General features: G+C 60.7%; 16 protein-coding genes and 1 pseudogene. 8 read left to right on the top strand and 9 right to left on the bottom strand.

What is annotated here, in order from left to right; genetic code table 11:
* The first annotated feature begins 15 nt into the window (after positions 1-15).
* From HJB82_RS23895 to HJB82_RS23880, 4 genes are read left to right on the top strand one after another with little or no spacing between them, the layout of a single operon-like run.
* A complete protein-coding gene (locus HJB82_RS23895; protein WP_207582380.1) occupies positions 16-1,164 on the top strand; it encodes a Gfo/Idh/MocA family protein in 1,149 nt (382 codons plus the stop codon).
* Between the two features lie 2 nt (positions 1,165-1,166).
* Positions 1,167-2,330, top strand: coding sequence for a dihydrodipicolinate synthase family protein (locus HJB82_RS23890; protein WP_207582379.1), 1,164 nt, complete (start codon positions 1,167-1,169; stop codon positions 2,328-2,330).
* A 29-nt stretch (positions 2,331-2,359) separates the two neighbouring features.
* Entirely contained in the window at positions 2,360-3,190 is an 831-nt protein-coding gene (locus HJB82_RS23885) for a sugar phosphate isomerase/epimerase (RefSeq protein ID WP_221141751.1), read from the top strand.
* A 40-nt stretch (positions 3,191-3,230) separates the two neighbouring features.
* Positions 3,231-4,508, top strand: coding sequence for a Gfo/Idh/MocA family protein (locus HJB82_RS23880; protein WP_221116449.1), 1,278 nt, complete (start codon positions 3,231-3,233; stop codon positions 4,506-4,508).
* A 30-nt stretch (positions 4,509-4,538) separates the two neighbouring features.
* Here the strand turns inward: HJB82_RS23880 and HJB82_RS23875 are convergent, their stop codons facing one another.
* From HJB82_RS23875 to HJB82_RS23865, 3 genes are read right to left on the bottom strand one after another with little or no spacing between them, the layout of a single operon-like run.
* Complete coding sequence (locus HJB82_RS23875) at positions 4,539-5,549, bottom strand: hydroxyacid dehydrogenase (RefSeq protein WP_221141749.1); 1,011 nt, start codon at positions 5,547-5,549, stop codon at positions 4,539-4,541.
* On the bottom strand, positions 5,546-7,402 hold the full coding sequence (locus HJB82_RS23870; RefSeq protein ID WP_207582375.1) for a DUF2264 domain-containing protein: 1,857 nt from the start codon (positions 7,400-7,402) through the stop codon (positions 5,546-5,548). Before HJB82_RS23870 ends, HJB82_RS23875 begins: the two co-directional genes overlap by 4 nt.
* Positions 7,403-7,411: 9 nt before the next feature.
* Positions 7,412-8,470: a LacI family DNA-binding transcriptional regulator gene (locus tag HJB82_RS23865; RefSeq protein WP_221116446.1), complete on the bottom strand. Its 1,059-nt coding sequence runs from the start codon at positions 8,468-8,470 to the stop codon at positions 7,412-7,414.
* Between the two features lie 145 nt (positions 8,471-8,615).
* Here HJB82_RS23865 and HJB82_RS23860 point away from each other — a divergent pair, with 145 nt between their 5' ends.
* The gene (locus HJB82_RS23860) at positions 8,616-9,902 is read left to right on the top strand and encodes an ABC transporter substrate-binding protein (RefSeq protein WP_221141747.1); all 1,287 of its coding nucleotides are present in this window, start codon (positions 8,616-8,618) and stop codon (positions 9,900-9,902) included.
* 64 nt (positions 9,903-9,966) lie between these two features.
* On the opposite strand, the gene HJB82_RS23855 is transcribed toward HJB82_RS23860, so the two are convergent.
* The 5 genes from HJB82_RS23855 to HJB82_RS23835 are packed head-to-tail and all read right to left on the bottom strand — an operon-like array spanning position 9,967 to position 15,368.
* Positions 9,967-10,935, bottom strand: coding sequence for a glycoside hydrolase family 26 protein (locus HJB82_RS23855; protein WP_221116444.1), 969 nt, complete (start codon positions 10,933-10,935; stop codon positions 9,967-9,969).
* A 3-nt stretch (positions 10,936-10,938) separates the two neighbouring features.
* The gene (locus tag HJB82_RS23850; RefSeq protein WP_207582371.1) at positions 10,939-11,460 is read right to left on the bottom strand and encodes a DUF995 domain-containing protein; all 522 of its coding nucleotides are present in this window, start codon (positions 11,458-11,460) and stop codon (positions 10,939-10,941) included.
* A gap of 35 nt (positions 11,461-11,495) precedes the next feature.
* Positions 11,496-13,364 carry a glycosyltransferase family 2 protein gene (locus HJB82_RS23845; RefSeq protein WP_207582370.1) on the bottom strand — a complete coding sequence of 623 codons (1,869 nt, stop codon included), beginning with the start codon at positions 13,362-13,364 and terminating at the stop codon, positions 11,496-11,498.
* A complete protein-coding gene (gene galE, locus HJB82_RS23840; RefSeq protein ID WP_221116441.1) occupies positions 13,361-14,344 on the bottom strand; it encodes a UDP-glucose 4-epimerase GalE in 984 nt (327 codons plus the stop codon). The genes HJB82_RS23845 and galE overlap by 4 nt, the downstream gene beginning before the upstream one ends.
* Before the next feature lies 1 nt (position 14,345).
* On the bottom strand, positions 14,346-15,368 hold the full coding sequence (locus HJB82_RS23835; protein ID WP_207582368.1) for a UDP-glucuronic acid decarboxylase family protein: 1,023 nt from the start codon (positions 15,366-15,368) through the stop codon (positions 14,346-14,348).
* 387 nt (positions 15,369-15,755) lie between these two features.
* On the opposite strand from HJB82_RS23835, the gene HJB82_RS23830 reads away from it, so the two are divergent.
* A complete protein-coding gene (locus HJB82_RS23830) occupies positions 15,756-16,076 on the top strand; it encodes a hypothetical protein (protein WP_207582367.1) in 321 nt (106 codons plus the stop codon).
* A 48-nt stretch (positions 16,077-16,124) separates the two neighbouring features.
* On the opposite strand, the gene HJB82_RS23825 is transcribed toward HJB82_RS23830, so the two are convergent.
* A complete protein-coding gene (locus HJB82_RS23825; RefSeq protein WP_207582366.1) occupies positions 16,125-16,907 on the bottom strand; it encodes a response regulator transcription factor in 783 nt (260 codons plus the stop codon).
* 363 nt (positions 16,908-17,270) lie between these two features.
* Here HJB82_RS23825 and HJB82_RS31745 point away from each other — a divergent pair.
* Positions 17,271-17,603, top strand: a pseudogene (locus HJB82_RS31745) (cellulose biosynthesis protein); the annotation flags it as partial.
* Positions 17,604-17,737: 134 nt separating this feature from the next.
* The gene (locus HJB82_RS23815) at positions 17,738-21,118 is read left to right on the top strand and encodes a DEAD/DEAH box helicase (protein ID WP_207582364.1); all 3,381 of its coding nucleotides are present in this window, start codon (positions 17,738-17,740) and stop codon (positions 21,116-21,118) included.
* The last annotated feature ends 127 nt before the right edge of the window (positions 21,119-21,245 follow it).

Below are 21,245 nucleotides of genomic sequence, written 5' to 3'. Positions count from 1 at the left end.
TGCAAGGGAGGAAAAATGGCACGCTTGGGGATCATCTTGCACGGCGTTACCGGCCGCATGGGGTACAATCAGCACCTGGTGCGTTCGATCCTCGCCTTCCGCGACCAGGGCGGCATCACGCTGAAATCGGGCGAGAAACTCGAGATCGACCCGATCATCGTCGGCCGCAACGGCGCCAAGATGGAAGAGCTGGCGAAGAAGCATAACATCGGGCGCTGGTCGACCGACCTCGATGCCGCTCTCGCCAATCCCGACGACACGATCTTCTTCGACGCCGGCACGACGCTGATGCGCGCCGAGCTGCTGTCCAGGGCGATCGATGCCGGCAAGCATGTCTATTGCGAAAAGCCGATCTCCGACGATCTGCAAGTGGCACTCGACCTTGCCCGCAAGGCGCGCGGCTCCGGGCTCAAGCACGGCGTCGTGCAGGACAAGCTGTTCCTGCCGGGCCTGCGCAAGCTGGCGCTGCTGAAGGATTCCGGCTTTTTCGGCAAGATCCTCTCGGTGCGCGGCGAATTCGGCTACTGGGTCTTCGAAGGCGATTGGGGCGTGCCCGCCCAGCGTCCGTCCTGGAATTATCGCAAGGGTGATGGCGGCGGCATCATCCTCGACATGCTCTGCCACTGGCGCTACGTGCTCGACAATTTGTTCGGCGAGGTAAAGGCTGTCTCCTGCCTCGGCGCCACCCATATCGGCCAGCGCATCGATGAGCAGGGCAAGCCCTATGATTGCGACACCGATGATGCGGCCTATGCGACCTTCGAGCTCGAGGGCGGCGCCATCGCGCAGATCAACTCCTCCTGGGCTGTTCGCGTTCGCCGCGACGACCTCGTCACCTTCCAGGTCGACGGCACGCATGGTTCGGCTGTCGCCGGCCTGACGAAATGCTGGAGCCAGCACCGCGTCAACACGCCGAAGCCGGTCTGGAACCCCGACCAGCCGCAGACGATCGACTTTTACAAGACCTGGGACGAGGTCCCGGACACGCAGGCTTTCGACAACGGCTTCAAGGCGCAGTGGGAGATGTTCATCCGCCATGTCGTCGAAGATGCGCCGTGGCCCTATGGCTTGGAAGCCGGCGCCAAGGGCGTGCAGCTTGCCGAACTCGGCCTGAAATCCTGGGCAGAGCGCCGCTGGCTCGACGTTCCCGCATTGGAGTTCTGACCGTGACGACGATCAATCTCCCCCTCGACGGCAAGATCGTCCCCTACACACTGACCGGCACGCCGATCGAACTGAAGAAGCGCGACGCCAAGGCCTTCCCGCGCATCGCCTTTGCCGCCGCCCATGTCGTCGCCGATCCGCTCGCCGACAACGACCCGTGGCTGACGCCGGCGATCGACTGGGACCGAACGCTCGCCTTTCGCCACCGGCTCTGGGATCTCGGCCTCGGCGTCGCCGAAGCCATGGATACGGCGCAGCGCGGCATGGGCCTCGGCTGGTCGGAAGCGCGCGAGCTCATCCGCCGCGCGCTTGGCGAAGCGGCCGGTCGCAAGGATGCGCTGATTGCCTGCGGTGCCGGCACCGACCATCTAACGCCGGGACCCGACGTGACCGTCGACACGATCCTCAAGGCCTATGAGGAGCAGATCGAAACGGTGGAGGCAGCCGGCGGCCGTATCATCCTTATGGCGAGCCGGGCGCTTGCGGCCGCCGCCAAAGGGCCGGATGACTATATCCGCGTCTACGACCGCATCCTCCGCCAGGTCAAGGAACCGGTCATCATCCATTGGCTGGGCGAGATGTTCGATCCGGCGCTCGAGGGTTATTGGGGCAACGGCGACCACCTCAAGGCGATGTCCACCTGCCTCGAGGTGATCGAGGCACATGCCGACAAGGTCGACGGCATCAAGATCTCGCTGCTTTCTAAGGAGAAAGAAGTGGCGATGCGCCGCCAACTGCCTAAAGCCGTGCGCATGTATACCGGCGACGACTTCAACTATGCCGAACTGATCGCCGGCGACGAAGAGGGTCATTCCGATGCGCTGCTCGGGATTTTCGATGCGATCGCGCCGGCAGCGTCCGCTGCGCTCGACGCGCTCGGCCGCAAGAGTAACCACGAATTCTTCGATCTGCTCGAGCCGACCGTGCCGCTGTCGCGCCACATCTTCAAGGCGCCGACGCGCTTCTACAAGACCGGCGTCGTCTTCCTCGCCTATCTCAACGGCCTACAGGACCATTTCGTCATGGTCGGCGGCCAGCAGAGCACCCGTTCGCTGACGCATCTGGCCGAACTCTTCCGCCTGGCCGACAAGGCGCGGGTTCTCGCCGATCCGGAACTCGCAACGGCGCGCATGAAGCAGGTGCTTGCCGTCCATGGCGTTCACTAAGCGCCGGCACGGCAATGAGAGGGAATGACATGCAGGTCGAAGGACTTTCGATCAATCTGGCGACGATCCGCGAACAATGCGGTTTCGCCGAAGCCGTCGATATCTGCCTGAAACACGGCATCACCTCGATCGCGCCGTGGCGCGACCAGGTCGCCAAGGCCGGTCTCGACGAAGCGGTGCGGATCGTCAAATCGAACGGCATCAAGCTGACCGGACTTTGCCGCGGCGGCTTCTTTCCGGCGGCAAACGATGCCGACTGGCAGAAGAACCTCGACGACAACAGGCGCGCCATCGACGAGGCCGCGGCCTTCGCAGCCGATTGCCTGGTGCTCGTTGTCGGTGGATTGCCCGGCAGCTCGAAGGATATTGTCGCCGCCCGCCAGATGGTGTTTGACGGCATTGCCGCCGTGCTGCCGCATGCGCAGGCTGCCGGCGTCAAGCTCGCCATCGAGCCACTGCACCCGATGTATGCCGCCGACCGGGCCTGCGTGAACACGCTCGGCCAGGCGCTCGACATGTGCGATAAGCTCGGTGAGGATGTCGGCGTTGCGATCGATGTCTACCATGTCTGGTGGGATCCCGATCTTGCCAACCAGATTGCCCGCGCCGGGCGCATGAAACGCATCTTTGCCCATCACATCTGCGACTGGCTGGTGCCGACCAAGGACATGCTGCTTGACCGCGGCATGATGGGCGATGGCGTCATCGACCTCAAGGGCATACGACGGATGGTCGAGGCTGCCGGTTTCTTCGGCGCGCAGGAGGTGGAGATTTTTTCGGCCGAGACCTGGTGGAAACGCCCGGCCGACGAGGTGATCGCCACCTGCGTCGAGCGCTTCCGCAGTTGCTGCCAGATCTGATTTTCAATTCGTTTCATCACGCATGCAGGAGGTTCATTCGATGGAGAAACGCCGTTTTGCCCTGATCGGCACCGGAAACCGCGGCACCACGATGTGGGGCAAGGACCTGCTTGCCGGCTGGCGCGAACATGTCGATCTCATCGCGATCGTCGAGAAGAATTCGCTGCGTGGCGAACGTGCCCGCAATATGATCGGCAGCAACGCGCCGATTTACGACGATATCGACGCGATGCTGGCCGAACAGAAGCCGGATCTGATCATCGTCTGCACGCCTGATCACACCCACGACGACATCGTCGTGCGGGCGCTCGAAGCCGGTATCGACGTCATCACCGAAAAGCCGATGACAACAGCGGTCGACAAGATCAGGCGGATCATCGATGCCGAGAAACGGACCGGCCGGCGCGTCGACGTCTCCTTCAACTACCGCTACGCGCCGACGGCGGCGCGCATTAAGGAACTGTTGAATGCCGGCGAGATCGGCCGGGTGACCTCCGTCGACTTCCATTGGTATCTCAACACCAAACACGGCGCCGACTACTTCCGCCGCTGGCATGCCTATACCGAAAATTCCGGCAGCCTGTTCGTCCACAAGGCGACGCATCATTTCGATCTGTTGAACTGGTATCTCGACAGCGACCCCGAAGCCGTCACCTCCTTTGCCGACCTGCAAAACTACGGCCGCAAGGGCCCATTCCGCGGCCCGCGCTGCAAGCTCTGTCCGCACGCGCATGAATGCGACTATTATCTAGATCTCGAGGCCGATCCGTTCCTCGATCAGCTCTACGAGGATCCCTCGAAGATTGACGGCTATTTCCGCGACGGCTGCGTCTTCCGCGAGGATATCGACATCCCCGACACGATGGTGGTCAGCCTGCGCTATCGCAACAACGTCCATGTCTCCTATTCGCTGAACACCTTTCAACCGATCGAAGGCCATCACCTCGCCTTCAACGGCACCAAGGGGCGCATCGAGCTTCGCCAATATGAGGCCCAGCCCTGGGAAGAGCCGAAGGAAGACACGATCCTGCTGATCCGCAATTTCCCGAACGGCAAGGAGGCGGTCGAGCGCATCGTCGTTCCGCATTTCACCGGCGGCCATTACGGCGGCGACGACCGGATGCGCAATATGATCTTCAAGCCCGACATAGAAGACAGGCTCGCCCAGCGCGCCGGCACGCGGGCCGGCGCCATGTCCGTGCTCTGCGGCATTGCGGCGTTGACAAGCTCGCGCACCGGCAAAGTGGTCAAAATTGCCGATCTGATGCCCGAGCTCGCCGATGACGGTTCGCCCAATTCGCTGCGGACATCACGCTGATATCTCGTCGCCTGGGTCGCTCGACGCGCCTCAGGCGATGTTTTCGAGATTCGCCTGGTGGATCTGGTAAAGCAGCGGCCGGCCGATCATGAAGCGCTCGACCTCGTCCACCGCCATCTCGCCGAGGCGCGCCCGTTCCAGCCCGATGGCGCCGGCAATATGTGGCGTCAGAAAGACATTCGGCAGATCGTAGAATACCGAGCCGGGGTCCGGGATCTCCGGATCGGTGACGTCGATGACCGCATCGATGCGGCCGGTCTTCAGCTGCGAAAGCAGCGCCACCTCATCGACGAGGATGCCGCGCGCGGTGTTGATCAGCGTTGCGCCCTCCTTCATCAGCGACAATCTTCGCGCATCGATCATATGCCGGGTCGAGGGCAGCGACGGCGCGTGCAGGGAAACGATATCGGCGCGGCGCATCAATTCGTCGAGATCGACCTTCTCCGCGCCGAGTCCGGCGACCTCGGCAGCATCGAGCATGGGGTCGAACAGCAGCAGCCTGTAGCCGAAGGGTTTCAAGAGCTCGATTACCCGCCGGCCGATGCGCGAGGCGCCGACGATGCCGACGATGCGGCCATAGTTTCCGATCGCTTCGCGCTGCATCGGATAGGTCCGGTCGCGGTTGCGGTCGGCGACATAGAGATCACGGAAACGGAAGGCCCGCTTGCCGGCGAAGATGATCGCCGCCAGCGTGAATTCGGCGACCGGCACGGCATTGGCCTCGGCCGAATGGCTGACCACTATGCCGGCTTCGAAGATGCTGTCGTCGATGACGCCCTTTACCGTGCCCGCCGCATGAACGATGAGGCGAAGGTGCGTTGCTGCGGCGGGAATGTCAGGCCCGACATAGGGCGCGCCCCAGCCGGTGATCAGGATTTCGGCTTCGGCCAGCAGGCGTCTGGCCCGCTCGTCGTTGAAATGCTGCAGCGGCTTGGAATCCAGCAGGTGACCGACGGTGTCGAGCCGTTGCAGCAAACCCTCCGGCAGGACGTGTTCCGTGCGCGAGGGCTCCATCGCAAGAACAATGGCCGGGCGGCTCATGGCATCTGTCCCGGCGCTTCGATGGCGCTGACGGTCACGCCTTTTTCCCGCACCAGGGCCTCCAGCATCGCAATATCGGGCGCTTTCGGCGGCTTCGTCCAGGCAGAGGAGACGGCGGCGGGATCGTCGAGCGCCAGCACTGCCGTCACCAGGATGGTTTCACCGGCCGGGATCTGGCCGCGCAGCTGCGGCACGATGGTTTTCGCAACGATCACATTGGTGTTGGGTTGCGCCTTCTGGGCAAGGCCGGCGCGCCTGACCGAAGAACCGAGATCTACAATGCCGGTGAAATCGGCTTCGCCGATCGCGTAGGCAGCCCCATCGGACGCCGAGAGCCTGTCCAGCTCGAAATCCCGGCGGCCGATGGCAAAGCCGCCTTCGGCGATGCGTAACGGCCGGTCAGACCTGATCCGGTGGAGGCGGATATGCCAGGGGGCTTGAGGCAGCAGCCAGGTTTCGACAGCGACAGCGGGGAAAGGCGACCATTTCGCATAGAGCACCTCGCCTGCAAGCTTTGCTTGCTCATTCGTTTCGCGCACGCGGTAATGCAGGCCGTCATCGCTGAAGGCCAGCATCGAATCAAAGGCGGCAAGCGCGAAGCCACGCTCATCGGACTCGACACTGAAGCCGTAGCGGGTGGAATAAGCGAACTTCGCGTATTTTTCCGTGCCGAAACGCATCTGCAGATTTTCCTGGCCCGCAGACAGTGCCACGACATCGCCGCCTGCCCGCATCATCACCATGCCGGGATGACGCTGGGGGACGATAGAGGGTGCCTGCTCCGGCGCCTTTTCCTCAGCGGTCCAGAACGGATGATCCTCGGCGATGGCGAGCGGCAGGAAGGCCTTGAGCGCCCAATAGGGCGAGCCCGCGGAATTGTAGCTTTCCGACATCAGCAGGTTCGGATAGCCAAAACCAATCGACAGCACGCCGTCGCGATCGGCAATCGGCTTATCTTTCCACCAGCGTAGATGCTGCAGGCAGAGATGCTTGACCTCGCCCCAGGGCAAAGCCTCGACATCGGCAAAGGCGAGCGCCGACCAGAAGCCGGCACAGGCAAAGCGATAGGTCAGGCTGCGGCCGAATGGGATCGTCGCGCCGTCGGCGGCAAACCAGTGGCGGAAGTCCCGGGCAAAGAGGATGGCGCGCTCCCGGTAGCGTTTTGCATAATCGTCGTCGACGAGCTTGGAATAGATCAGACCATAGAAATGCATGGCGAACGGAATGTAGTGGTCGATGCGGCGCACGTTGCCGTCGCGATACCAGCCATCGCCGATATAGAAGCCTTCGAGCTCCTGCAGATATTGCCGGGTCAGGCTGCGATCGAAATCGGCGCCGAGACGATCGAGCGCAATATCGACAAGGATCCGGAAGAATTTCCAGTTATTGTCGGCATAGTCGAACTGCCTGGCATGCTTGAGATAGGCGACGACATTGCCGCGGGCGCGCTGATCGAGCGGCTCCCAGATCTTTTCCGGCACCAGCGCCAGGGCAAAACCGAGAGCGGCAAGCTCGACCATCCGCTGATCGCGGCCATTGACCGTTCCCCAATATTCCGGATGGGCGGGATCGGTGCCGTTTGCGAGACCTTCGGCAAAACGATGCCAGTGGGCGAAGTCGCCGTTGCCGGCGCCAAGCGGCGCCAATCCCCAGAGCGGGCGGGCGAAGCCTTCGAGATCGGCTGCCGCCCGGTCGAAATGGGCGGCGCCGCCGCTCAGCCTGACGCGGGCATTGCCTTTTGAAAAACAGACAAGAAGCGGATCGAAGAGATCAAGCAGAGCCCGGCTCATATCGGCGCGGGTTTCGAGCGGATTGCCTGCAAGCGGGTTGGCGCTGGCGGGATCATAGGTCATCAGCATCACTCACGGTTTTTCGGCATTCGGAACGGTCCCTCCCGCAACGGCAACGACCGCCTGGCAGATGTGGCGCGCCGCCGCCGTCCTGTTGCGGAAACGGGACAGCATCAGGAAGACGGCCTCGCGCCCGAGGGCGGCGCGGTCGACGCGCATGGTGGAAAGCCGCGGATTGGTCATCAGCGCGCAGGGCAGATCATCGAAGCCGACGATCGCGAAATCCTCCGGCACACGCATACCGGCTTCGGTGACGGCCTCGAGCACGCCGACGGCGATGAAATCATTCATGCAGAAGGCGGCGGTGAAACCGGCATTTTCGGCAAGGACCGCGGCAGTGCGTTCATGCGCCTCGCGGCTGGCGCTGCCCTCCAGCACCAGAGGCACGAAACGACCCTCGGCGTCGGGGACGGCGGCCACCGCAGCCTCAAAACCGCGGATACGCTCCCGGATAGTATAGCGGTGCGAGCCGCTCAGATGCAGGATGCGGCGATGGCCGGCCTTGATCATTCGGCTGGTCGCTTCATAGGCGCCGAAAAAATTAGCCGGCGAAACGCCATCAAACTGCATTCTGGGATCGGTGCCGTTGACGAGCACGGCCGGCGTCATGGTGCCCTGCAGCCAGTCACGCAGCATCTCGTTCGGGTCGATGCCGACCAGAAAGAGACCCTCGGCATCTGCTGCCTGCATATAGTCGCGCACGGCGTCCGGCGTGATGCGATCCTCGCGAACCATCCGGATCTCGAAGGGCATGCCGGCTTCGGCGGCTCCGGCGCGCAGGCCCTCGACGATCGCTTCATAAAAGACGCTGAGACCGCCGGTGACGCCGTCGCTGGCAATGAGCGCCAGCCCGCCGGCAACGGCTTCGGTCGCAGATTTCACCGGATAGCCGTGCTCGGCCGCCACCTTCAAGATCTGGCGGCGCACGGTTTCGCTGATGCCGGGTTCGTTGGCGAGCACACGCGACACCGTGGAGACGGAGACGCCGGCCAATGTAGCGATATCGGCCTGACGCGGCCGTCTGATTTTTTGGTCGTTGGTTTCTTGGTCGTTGGTTTTTTGTTCATTCATGGGCAAACCTTATGCAAATTATGCAAATTTGCAAGATAAACGTTATTTATTGCAATAATTATTTTTTTGCGTACTCTATTGCAAAATGCACGCCAACGCCGTTGGAGGATGGTAGCGGGCATGTTGCGACAAGGAGGAGGATATCATGCAGGTCAACCGCCGTTCATTTCTGATGGGTTCAGCCGGAGCAGCCGCCGGCCTCGCCTTCGGCGCGGGAAGCGCAATTCCGGCTTTTGCCGAGGACGCGTCGCTGCGCGCCATGTGGTGGGGGTCGAACGACCGCGCCAAGCGCACGCTCGAAGTCGCCAAGCTCTACCAAGCGAAGACGCCCGGCGTCACGATCGTCGGTGAATCGCTTTCGGGCGACGGCTACTGGACCAAACTCGCAACGCAGATGGCCGGCCGCTCGATCGCCGACGTCTTCCAGCTCGAGCCGGGAACGATCTCCGACTATTCCAAGCGCGGCGCGTGCATGCCGCTTGACGAATTCCTGCCTTCGACCCTGAACGTCCAGTCCTTCGGCGCCGACATGCTGAAACTGACCACCATCGACGGCAAACTCTATGGTGTCGGCCTCGGCCTCAACTCCTTCTCGATGTTCTTCGACACGGTCGAATTCGAAAAGGCGGGCATCCCGTTGCCGACACCCGACCTCACCTGGGACGAGTATGCCAAGCTCGCCGTAGCACTCGCCAAGTCCTCCGGCAAGAGCGGCGGCCCCTATGCCGCACGCTACGCCTATGTGTTCGACGCCTGGCTGCGCCAGCGCGGCAAGAGCCTCTTTGCGAAGGAAAGCGTCGGGCTCGGCTTCACAGCCGACGATGCCACCGAATGGTTCGACTACTGGGAGAAGCTTCGCAAAGCGGGGGGCACCGTTGCTGCCGACGTCCAGACGCTCGATCAGAACACCATCGACACCAATTGCCTCGGTATCGGCAAATCGGTGATCGGCATGGCCTATTCCAATCAAATGGTCGGCTATCAGCTGATCATCAAGAACAAGCTCGGCATCACCATGCTGCCGCGGGAAAAGAAGGGTGGGCCGTCGGGCCACTACTACCGTCCCGCGCTTATCTGGAGCCTCGGCGCCACGACAAAGAACGGCGAGGCAGCCGCGAAATTCATCAACTTCTTCGTCAACGATATCGAGGCCGGCAAGATTCTCGGCGTCGAGCGCGGCGTGCCGATGTCCCCGTCCGTGCGCGAAGCCATTCTACCGCAGCTCAACCCGACGGAGCAGGAAACAGTCAAATACGTCAATCTTCTCAAGGATCAGGTCGGCGAATATCCGCCGCCGGTGCCGATGGGCGCAACCCAGTTCGACCAGCGCGTGCTGCGCCCGATCTGTGACGAACTCGCCTTCGAACGGATTTTGCCCGCCGATGCGGCAAGCCGGCTCATCGAAGAGGGTAAGGCGACGATCAAAGGATGATCGATCGCCCGACATGAGAGGAGAGGCCCGCAAACCCCGGCGGGCCTCTCTCCTTTCCGGGCGGTCAGTTGGCCAGGCCTTCGACGACGCGCCAGTCCGGCCGGCCGAGATCGAACGGCCAGGCATGCACATCCCGGTCGTTGAAATAGACGACTTCCTGAAGGTTCGGAAAGGCGCTCTGCTTCAGCGTCGCGGTTTCGATCCAGGGCCTGACATAGGCGTCGCCGCCTTGATAGCCTAGCTCCGCCACCCAGATCGGCTTTCCGTAGCCGGCGACGAGATCGTAACCCTGCTTCAGCGCTTCCGAAAACGTCCGATGCTTGGTGTAGGCAAGCTCGTCGTAGCGTTCCAGGCCAAAGACCGAGAGCCCGACGAGATCGACATAATCATCACCGGGATAGTAGTCCTGCAAGCCTGGCTCGCCCTTCGGCGACCACATCAGCTTAGTGCCCGGCGCCTCTTGGCGGACGATATCCATCATGCGCTTGTAGGCCGTGATATAGTCCCGCGGGTTCCATCCGGACCACGAAAACCGCCCGGACTTGTCCTCCATCTCCTGGCCCCAGCGAATGATCACCGGACTTTTCAGCTGGGATATCATCTGCGCGATCGCACGCATGTTGACATCGTAATCGCCGCGCAGGACCTTTTGACGAAGCTGGCCGGAGGTCAGCCGCCAGTCGACATCCCAGGACCACGGCTCAACCGATATCAGCAGATTGCGGCCTCTGGCCTGCGCGTAGGCATCGGCAACGCGTAGCGTCTCCAGATCGACGTCCTCCCAAGGCAGGAACAGGGCTTCGGTCGCGACATTCGATTGTGCGCCAAAATCACCATTTGGATCATAGGCGCCGAACTTGATGCCGTCGGCATGAAGAACGGGGCGTTTGTCGATGATCGTCTGGACGCCTGCAGCCGGGTTCGGGGCAATGCCCGCATATTGCATCTCGCTTCGGCCCGGCATATCGGCGACACACAGCAGCAGCACCGCCATCGCTGCAGTCGAGAGGTTTTTTTTCAGTAGCTTCTTCATGGCTCACCCTCCTTTTCGGGCTACTTCCTGGCTCAGCAGGACCTGCTTCAGGTCACGCGCTTTCGCACTGACCGAATCCATGGGAACGAGCTTGCCAAACTCGTCATCGCCGCGCACCGACGCATGACGGAAGACATACCAATTGCCGTCCGGCTGGCGCCGCTGATAGATCGTGTTGCCGATTTTGCGATGGCCGAAACAGGTGCTGGCGCGGGCCGCACCTTCTGCATTCGTCCAGGTGGCGCGCATGCAGAGCTGGCCGAGATCGTCGACCACCCACGTGCCTTCGGCGAAGGACTGTTTGCCCTTGTCATTGGTCCAGGCGACGAACCGCCGGCCGTCATCGACGAAACGACCGCCGCCGGTGTTCCAGATCCAGGTCTTGTCGCCGTAGATGCGGTAGAGCTCATAGGCGCTGAGCGGCGTCGGCGCCTTCTTGCCAGCTGCCTCGGCGCAATGTGCCGCCACCGGCAGACACAGGCTGAGAGCAAGGGCTGCTCCATAAAGTTTCGATCCGATACACATTACATCCTCCTGTTCGACACTTGCCGGACTGCCGGCTACACACCCTGTTCGTCCCGTCCCATGTTGCCGAACCCATTCCATTTGAGACGAAATTTGGTGATCCTGGTCTTGCCGCCGCCGAGGCCGGCACCGGCGACGGCAAATTGTGATTCGGTGAAACTGATGAATGGCTGGCCATGGGAAAGAGCTTCGAGGCTGCTGAGGCCATGGCTGCCCAGCTGCATGCCGCCGGTAACCCAGATCGCAAGCCCCATGGCAGTCGCAAGCCGTAGCCCGTGCGATTGCGGCAGCAGCGGCAGACTGCTCTCAATCGCATGGCGAACGACGATCAGTATCGCTAGCAACAGATAGATCGAGAGGTTCATCGCGGCGAAAATGTAAAAGCCCTGAGCGGCAGCGACCTCGCTGGCAAGCGCCATGGCGACGGCGCAAAGCCCGGCGAGCGCGATATAAGGGGCGACGACGCGCAGCGGCAAAGAATGCTGCTGCTGTTTTCCCTTCGGGGTGATGCGGAAGTCGACGAAGGAGCCGGAGATATGATCGCGAACGGCCGCAAGGCTGCCGGCGAGCGACCACGGCCAGCGCAGGAAGATGAAGGCCAGCCCCTCCCAGCCGAAAAGTTTCGCATCATGCGGCCTGAAGGTTCCCCTCGCCCGCCAGAATACGGAAAACAGCGTCAGTACCACCGATATGGGTAGGAAATGCAGCAGGAAATCCGGGTAGGTGACGTCGACGAAGACGTGGCCCGTCAGCAAGGCGGCAACCGGCAGCAGGAACATTACGGCCATGAAGGCGGAAAACAGCGGGTACCACAGCTGCGAGAACACGAACTGAAATTTCAGTCGCCATGGCAGATGGACGACATAGCGGCTGGAATGTTGCAGCAGAATGGTGACGAGGCTGCGCGACCACTGAAATTCCTGGACGACGAGATCGGCAAAATTCGCCGGGCCGTCGCCATGGGCGATCGCATCGACGGCATGGACGCCGCGCCAGCCGCCGGCATTCATCATCAGCGTCGTCGAATGGTCTTCGGCGAGTTCCGGGCCGAGGCCGCCGATCTGGCGAAGTGCGGCGGTGCGAACGGCATAGTGGGAACCGATGCAGAGCGGCGCCCAGCCATTGTTGTAACCTGTCTGCAGCGAACCGTGCAGGCTGGCCTCGGCATAGAGCCTGCCGCGCGCGGCCCAACTCGTACCGGCATTCGCATCGCAGATGCTCGGCGCGGAGACATAACCGATTTCAGGGTCGGTGAAGGGGCGCAGGATTTCACGGAGATAGGTCGGCGTCGGCACATGATCGGCGTCGAACTGGGCGACGAAATCATAACGCTCATAGCCGAAATGGTCGTAGAAATAGGCAAGGTTGCCTTCCTTGCATCGCGTCCGGCGCGGCCAGCTTGCGCGATGATATTCCGCCACCCCCTTTCGGGTGGAGATCAGCACGCCGTGCTGCGCGCACCAGCGCCTGGTCTCCTCGGAAGGATCCTCGTCGGCCAGCCAGACATCGAACTCGACGCCGGTCTGGTCGAGCATTGCCTGAAGCGTGGCGCGAACGACGGCAAAAGGCTCGGACGGCGCCTTGGTGACGACCATCGCCACTCGCCCTTCCGGCAGCGGAGCGCGGGGGCTGATCGTCCTAGCATCGAGAAAGATCAGGATGAAATAGGCCGGCACGAGCGTGATCCAGCCCAGTACGAGGGTAATGAGCACAAAGGCGGTCCAGGAAATGATATGGGCGGACTGGCACCACCAGATCCAGAAAAACCCAAGTGCGGCCAGCCAGCAAAGGATGCCGAAACCATAGGCGACGCGGTTCCAGCCGGTAAAAACAGGCTCGAATGCATCCGCGGTGGCGGCTTTAGCCGTACTGACGCCGTGGCCGATTTGCGAAACGTTGCTCACGCTGTCATCTCCAGTCCAAAGGTCGGGCCGGCGGTACGGATGATCGTATCGATATCCGAGAGGGTGGGAGCGAAGCCGAGTTCCGCCTTCGCTCTCGCCGTGTTGGCAAAGAGGATCGGCGGATCGCCGGCCCGGCGGGGGCGATAGCGGACGGGGACTTCACGGCCGGTCGCGCGATAGATGGCTTCGAGGATCTCGAGCACCGAGGTGCCGCGACCGGAGCCGAGATTGACGCTGAGCGAGCCGCCGTCGGCCATCAGATGATTGACGGCGGCAAGATGCGCCTGCGCGAGATCGCTGACGTGAATATAGTCGCGCACGCAGGTTCCGTCCTCGGTCGCATAGTCGGTGCCGAAGATATCCAGCCTCTCCAGCCTGCCGGCGGCAGCGAGAAGGGCGCGGGGGATTAGGTGGGTTTCCGGCTGGTGGCGCTCGGCAAGCTCACCCTCCGGATCGGCGCCGGCCGCGTTGAAATAACGCAGGGCGGCGAAGCGGATGCCATAGGCGGCGGCAAAATCCTCGAGCGCCATCTCGAAGATCAGTTTTGTGCGACCATAGGGGTTGACCGGCAGCTGCGGGCTTTCCTCGCGTATCGGCAACGAGGCGGGAACGCCATAGGTGGCGCAGCTGCTCGAAAAGACGATCCGGTTGATATCCTGGTCGAGGCAGGCCTCGAGCAGCGTCAGACTGCCGACGACGTTGTTTCGGTAATACTTCCTGGGCATCTCGACGGATTCGCCGACGTAGGCATTGGCACCGCAATGAATGACGCAATCAGGCGAAAACTCGGCAAGGGTCCGGCGCAGCGTGGCGGCGTCGGCTAGCTCGGCCCGAATAAGCGGCCCCCAGCGGACGCTGTCGGCATGTCCCGTCGAGAGATTGTCGTAGGTAACCGGGATCATGCCGGCGCGCGACAACGCTTTGCAGATATGACTTCCTATGAAACCGGCGCCGCCGGTAACCAGAATGTAGCGGGGCATCTCATACGACCTCCGCCTTCTCGGTTTCGGCGAGCAGCCCGTCGAAATAATCGACGGTGCGCGCCAGGCCGGCTTCGAGGCCGATGCGGGGTTGCCAGCCAAGATCGGCCAAGGCTCGGGAAATATCCGGCCGGCGCTGACGGGGGTCGTCGGTGACCGCAGGCAGGTGAACGATCCGGGAACGGGAATTTGTCAGGTCGCGGATGATTTCCGCCAGGCGGCGAACGGTGATCTCAGCGGGGTTGCCGAGGTTGATTGGACCGTGGCAGGCGTTGCCGGCGGCCGAGAAACGCAGGAATCCCTCGACGAGATCGTCGACATAGCAGAAAGAGCGGGTCTGCTGACCATCGCCGTAGATCGTCAGGTCTGCATTGCGCAGGGCCTGCACGATGAAATTGGAGACCACCCGGCCGTCATCCAGACGCATGCGCGGCCCATAGGTGTTGAAGATGCGGCCGACCTTGATGTCGACGCCGTAGGTCCTGTGATAGTCGAAGAACAGGGTTTCGGCGCTGCGTTTGCCTTCGTCGTAACAGGCGCGCGGTCCGATCGGGTTGACATTGCCGCAATAGGATTCCTGCTGCGGGCTCTGGCTCGGGTCGCCATAGACTTCCGATGTCGACGACTGAACGACGACAGCACCGGTCTTGCGGGCGCAATCCAAGGTGTTGACGGCGCCGAGCACATTGGTGAGCAATGTTCCCACAGGATCCCGCTGATAATCGGGCGGGGAGGCGGGCGAGGCAAAGTTGAAGATGAGCGACGCTTCGATATCGAAAGGCTGGCGAACGTCGTGCTCGACCATGTGAAAACGGGCGTTCGCGGCGAGGTGATCGACATTCACTCGGCGGCCGGTCGAAAAATTATCGAGGCAGATGACGCGGTGGCCACGCTGCAGCAGCCTTTCGCAGAGATGTGAACCGAGGAAGCCGGCCCCACCATTGACAAGAGCGGTGCCCAGTTGCCTGAGCACCGGTATACGAGTTACCTCAGAATTTCCTTCGCTGGGAACGAAACTACGCATTACAAACTCCTTCCCATGTATTTAGTCTTTTGATTTAGTTATGCACTGCATGTCTCCTCATCCGGCTGGATATTCATTGTATCGACTATCTCAATACGAATAACTTTTTAGTTATTCTTCGGATGACTGAATTACTATTTAAACAATAAGACGATTACAGCTGACGTCAACTTCAAAAATTCTGATTATCCAAAATAACTACGCAACTATTCTTCAGAATAATAAATGATTAATCATTTTATTCCTGCTTCTCACGCGCCACGGGTAGCCTGAGGTCGCTTAAGCCTCACTCAATACAGCAGATGTAGAAGAAAGGAGTAAGGTTGGCCGCGCCGGATTGCGCGACCGGTCTTGCATCCGGAAGCGCCATGTGCGAGGGGTTTTGCTATGTTGAAAAAACAAGATGCAGCGCAGCCGAAAGGCTGGCGTCTATTTCGTTTTGCGATGTTCGCCTGGGGAACGACGCTTATGGCGATCGGACCGAGTGCCTGTGCGGTCGCTGACGACGACATAGCCGTCGTCGCGAAAAAAAGTGTCGTCGTGGTCGAGGCGCCGCGTGTCTCGAAAGACTATACCTATCCGGCAGATCGGCCCGAGCGCCCTGCTGCGGCAACGGTTCACGTCGCCTATCACGGCTCAGCGCCTTATATCTGCTCGCCAAGCGGCTTCGGACAGAAGTCGCACTGCTTCGCGCGCCCCTCGATCTGAAGCGACAGCGTTAAAGCATGTCGCCCAACATCGCGATACGCGTTTCGATCAGTTGCGCCACCGGCCGGACATGTCGTCATCGCCGGCGGGATGCTCATTGAAGAAGCGGGACGCAGCTTCCGTGCGGTTTCGCACGTTCATCTTTTTGTAGATATTGCGGACGTGAACCTTCACGGTGTTTTCTGATAGATGCAGCTTGTCGGCGATGATCTTGTTTTGCGTGCCCTTGCAGATGAGATCCAGTATCTGAACCTCCCGGGTGGTCAAACTGGAGATGCTGTCGCGTCTCAGCTTCAGCGCATTGCTGCGTGCCGCATCGACCGACCTTGTCTGATAGAGGGAGGGCTCCAGTTGGGCGTTCTTGTTGGTGAGGCGATTGAGAAGTGCTGAGGGAAAATGTTCGCCGCCCTTCATCAGTAGATCCACTGCGGCCATGAAGACATCGAGACGCAGGTTGAGCGGCAGGACGCCATCGATGATCCTTGCCTCCACCAGCCGGCTGACATAGGGTTCAAGCATATCGATCGCCTCGACGACGAGTCCGACGGAGGTCTCCGGATGGTTTTCGCGGGCAGCCTGCAGTGCTTCATGAAGCTCCGGCGCCGGTATATGATAGAATAAAACGAGCTTTATATCGCTGGTATCCTTTTCCAGCATCGGCTTTGTGCTCGTTATGCTTGCCACTTCACAGTTCGGAAATTTCTTTGCCAGAGCTTCTACCATGCATTCCGAAAACAGATCCGCCTTGGCAACCACCAGTATAGTATTTCCAGATGAATCCAACTTCCGTCCCTGGTCAGTATTCTCCATCCCTGAGCCTGTCATGAACATATACGCCTCCCGTAGCGTTACACTTTACTCAAACTTGGAGCGATGGCGGGTATTAAATAGTATGAAATGCCGGCCCTTGATGTCACCGCTTTATTTTTTAGACATTTCTTAATTATGTTAATACGGATTGAGAGGGAAGGAAATGGCCCAAAGTGATTAGTTTTAGCGGGCAAAAAACGATAATATACTAAGCTTTGGTTGTATTTTTACTGTGATGGGTACTTCGAGGTTATATCTGCTCCCAATATAGATCAGAGCTTGATGTAATATTTCAGTACAGATTGTTATATTTTCGTCCTGCATGGAGTGTCGTGTACGAGGCGGGCAGCCATCGAATGGTTGCTCTCAGCCCAGCGGCGAGCGCTTGCCCTGCATCAAGATGACCTGGCCGCCGAAACTTTCCGCCAGGTCGGAGAGATCGGGCCACATCTCATCCAGGCGCATTACAAACGGGGCATTGCCCTTGCGGCCAACAAGCGATTGGGCGAAGCGGAGGCAGTCTTCGCTGCGATCCAGGATGTGCATTCGGACGATCCGGCCGCACTCGACTATGCGGCCAAGGCAAGTGCAGCCCTCGAACGGATCCGCACGAGCGTCGAGCCAGCTCCTCATAAGACCGACGTCGCGCAGGAGACTGTCCTCCGCTGGAATCGGGGACGGCAGCTCAGCAAGCGACGCCGGCCGCGTCTGCATTGACGGGATTTTCGCCGGTTGCGCAAAAATGCGTTTGGGCGCTTCCTGAATGCGCAGTCGCCATGGTCTTTGATTTTGAGCTGCGATCGTTGCTAAAAGAGGTGCAAGCCTATTTTGCAACTCCTCAGTAGGAACTCATGCAGACCAATGCAGATGGCGCCGAAAGAGAACGGCTTCTGGCCATTCTCGATTTCTGGCACAAGATCGAGTTCTTCATTCCCTATGATCTATCCAGTCGTGTCGTCACAGGTGAGGGCCGAAGTGTCTTCTGGCTGCATGCAAGGACGCTTGAAGATGACGGTGCATCACTCCGCCGTCCCGCGATCCCCGAGGGGAAGCAGATCACGGGTTTTACGCTGTTCCTCGGCGTCTTCAGCAAATCCGAAGTCACCGACATCCGCAGGCGCTTCGATAGCGTTGCAGCCGATATCGCCGAATATGAGGATGCCGAGCGCGGCGATCTCGATGGCGATACCTGCTTTGCCAGCCTGCAGCTCACGCCCTTGGGACAGCCGATCTTCGAGACATTTTCGGTCTCCACGCTTCCTTGGGCTCTGGGTCGCGTGCAGAAATCCGGCCTCTCCTCGCTCAGCTACGAGGCATTTGCCGACTGCAAGCGGCAGCTATCGGAACTGCTTCAAAATTTTCGGGCGCAGCGGCATTTGAGATCGCCATCCTTCGGGGACACAGACGATCAACCGATCGACGCCGGCGAGATTCTGACGCTGCATGAATTGCTCTGCGATTGGGCCGGCTTTGCCTCGCCTCGGGAGATGCCCATCGCCGCCGTTGAGATACGCTACAAAGACAAGGCGGAAAGGCCTGAAGTCCTGTCGCTGCCGCCTCAGCAGGAGAGCCATGCGCCCGATGCCGAGGATGAGGAGGATGACAGTGCAAGCGTTGAAGAAGAGATCGGTATCCTGAACAGCTTCTTCATCGAGGATATCGAGCGGGCGATGATGCGCGTCAAACACGGCGATATTCCCGAGCCGCTCAGGCGATATCTCACCCCGCTTGCGCAGGAGAAGCGGATCGACCTCTATACGGCGGACGGACGCCAGGCGATCGTTCGGGCCTTGCATCCGGGAAATATCAACCGCGGACGCTGGCTCAGCGAACCTTATCACGCGATGAGCCTCATGCAGCAGTTCGCGATCAATTCGGCCATCGGCGAGCTTTCGAAAACCGGACTGTTTTCGGTCAACGGCCCGCCGGGGACGGGAAAGACGACGCTGCTTCGCGATCTGTTCGCGGATAATATCGTTCGGCGCGCCCGCGTGCTCTCCTCCTTGAAGACGGCGCGCGATGCCTTCGACGGACCAGCGCGCCGCGCCATCTTCGCAGACCGGAGCACCGCCACGATATCGGCACTGATCCCGGCCCTTACCGGTTTCGAAATGGTCGTCGCCTCCTCCAACAATGCCGCCGTGGATAATATTTCGCGCGACCTTCCCAAGCGAAGCTCGATCGCCAGGGCGTCTTCCTTCCACTATCTGCAGACGGTCGCGCACAAGGTCGCTTGTCAAAAGGACAATGGTGCCGCCGTCAAGCTTTCCGACGGCGACCGTCCGTGGGGGCTGATCGCCTGCGCGCTCGGCAACTCCAGGAACCGTCGCGCCTTCAAGGAACGTTTCGCCTTCATGGAAATCACCGAAAGGCCGAATCCCGGCTGGTCCGGCGCGGCCAGGCCGCAGACCATCTGGGAATGGCTTAAGAGTTACGAGGGGCCGAGTTTCGCCGAAGCATCAACGGCCTTTGATGACGCCGATGCCCTGGTTCTTGACAAGATCGGTCAATATGCACGCTATGCCGATCTCTATGACGACATCGCCGGGGTGTCAGAGGATACGTTCTGCAGCGAGACGCTTAAAGGGGTCGGGGAAGCCGCCGCCGAACTCCGGGGCGTGCAGGGCCGTTGCGACACGGCGGCGGCCGAAATGCTGCGTCTCCGCGAAGGATTGTCGGGTCTGAAGGAGGAAGAACAGCTGCTCGACCGCAGCGCGCCTGCGTGGTGGGAGCGAGCGCTGCCGAGCAACTCTACCCGGCAGCATCGGCAAGACGTCGGCGCCAATGCGCGTCGGCAGCTGGAATTGCGCAAGGCACTGGCAGAATGCGAGGACCATCTTGCGAAAATCCATGAACCTCAGCTGGAACAGGCGTTGCTCAAGCATGAACGGGCCGAACAGGCACTGCGGTCTCGGCGGAAAATCTGGTCCAGGAAAAGAAGTGAATTCGACCGTCTGGGGGAAATTTTCAATCATCCTGCCGCACCCGACCGTCTCGCCGATCTCGAGACCGACCAGTTCCAGATCGACGGCCTGTGGCATCAGGACGAACTGGCAGGTCTGCGCTCGGCATTGTTGGAAGCAGCATTGACGCTGCATGAAGCATGGCTGGCGGAGGTTGGCAGGAAGGGCGGGGGTTTTGGTGGAAACATTGTCGCCATCAGCAAACTGCTTTCCAACAATAGCCCCGTCGATGGGGAGCACATTGTGTCGATCTGGCAAAGCCTTTTCATGATCGTTCCTATCGTCTCGACAACATTTGCCTCCTTCGCCCGGCAATTCCGCGGGCTCGAAGCTGGTTCGATCGGCTGGGTCTTTATCGATGAAGCGGGTCAGGCGGTGCCGCAAGCGGCGGTCGGAGCCCTGCTGCGGGGGCGCCGTGTCATGGCGATCGGCGATCCCCAGCAGATCGAGCCGGTCTTTACACTTCCGAGCGCGCTGATCACCGCCGCTTCGTCTCTCTCAGCCCACACGGCGACAGGACAATATTCACCGAACCGGGCGTCGGTGCAGATGCTGGCCGATGCCGCAAACCGCTACGGAACGACAGTCCCCGGCGAGGAAGCGGATGGACTCTGGATCGGCTGTCCTCTCCGGGTGCACCGGCGCTGCATCGATCCGATGTTCGGCCTTGCCAACCGGATCGCCTATCAGAACAAGATGGTATTCGGGCTGGAGAAGCGCCGCCCTGCTGGCGACGCACCGCCGTTTTATGGCGACAGCGCCTGGATCGACGTCAGGGGTAGGGTCGCGGGCAAACAGACCGTTGCAGAACAGACGGACTTCATCGTCAACGTCCTCACTGCCACATATCGCCGGAATGGCGCATTGCCGGATCTCTATATCATCTCGCCGTTCAAGGAGGTCAAGAACAGCCTGAGGCAGGCTCTGGCCCATGCAGCATGGATGGACCGGAACGGAAATATGCGGTCCCCTCCATCGAGACTGTCCAGGTGGCTGCGGGAAAGGATAGGCACGGTGCATACCTTCCAGGGCAAGGAGGAAGACATCGTTTTCATGGTTCTCGGCGCCGATGCCGATCATAGCGGAGCCGCAGCCTGGGCCGCATCCAAGCCGAACCTGTTGAACGTGGCGCTGACACGCGCGAAGCGCCGCTTCTATATCGTCGGCGACCGCACTCTCTGGCAAACCTTGCCGTACTTCAGGGAGACGGCGGATGCCTTGGAGACAATTCAAGCAGGGGAATTCCTGGCTCGGAATGGTTTGGACTGATGACCTGCCACTGCGAATTTCTTCCAGAATTGATTAGAGTCCGGCCTTACGAAGGACGGACGAATGAAGAAGCAGAGATTTACAGAAGAGCAGATCATCGGTGTGCTGCGTGAGCAGGAGGCTGGCG

This window comes from Rhizobium sp. NZLR10 (genome assembly GCF_019685125.1).
GTDB lineage: Bacteria > Pseudomonadota > Alphaproteobacteria > Rhizobiales > Rhizobiaceae > Rhizobium.
Note: the sequence above shows the minus strand (reverse complement) of the source record. Positions and strands in the feature narration are given on the sequence as shown.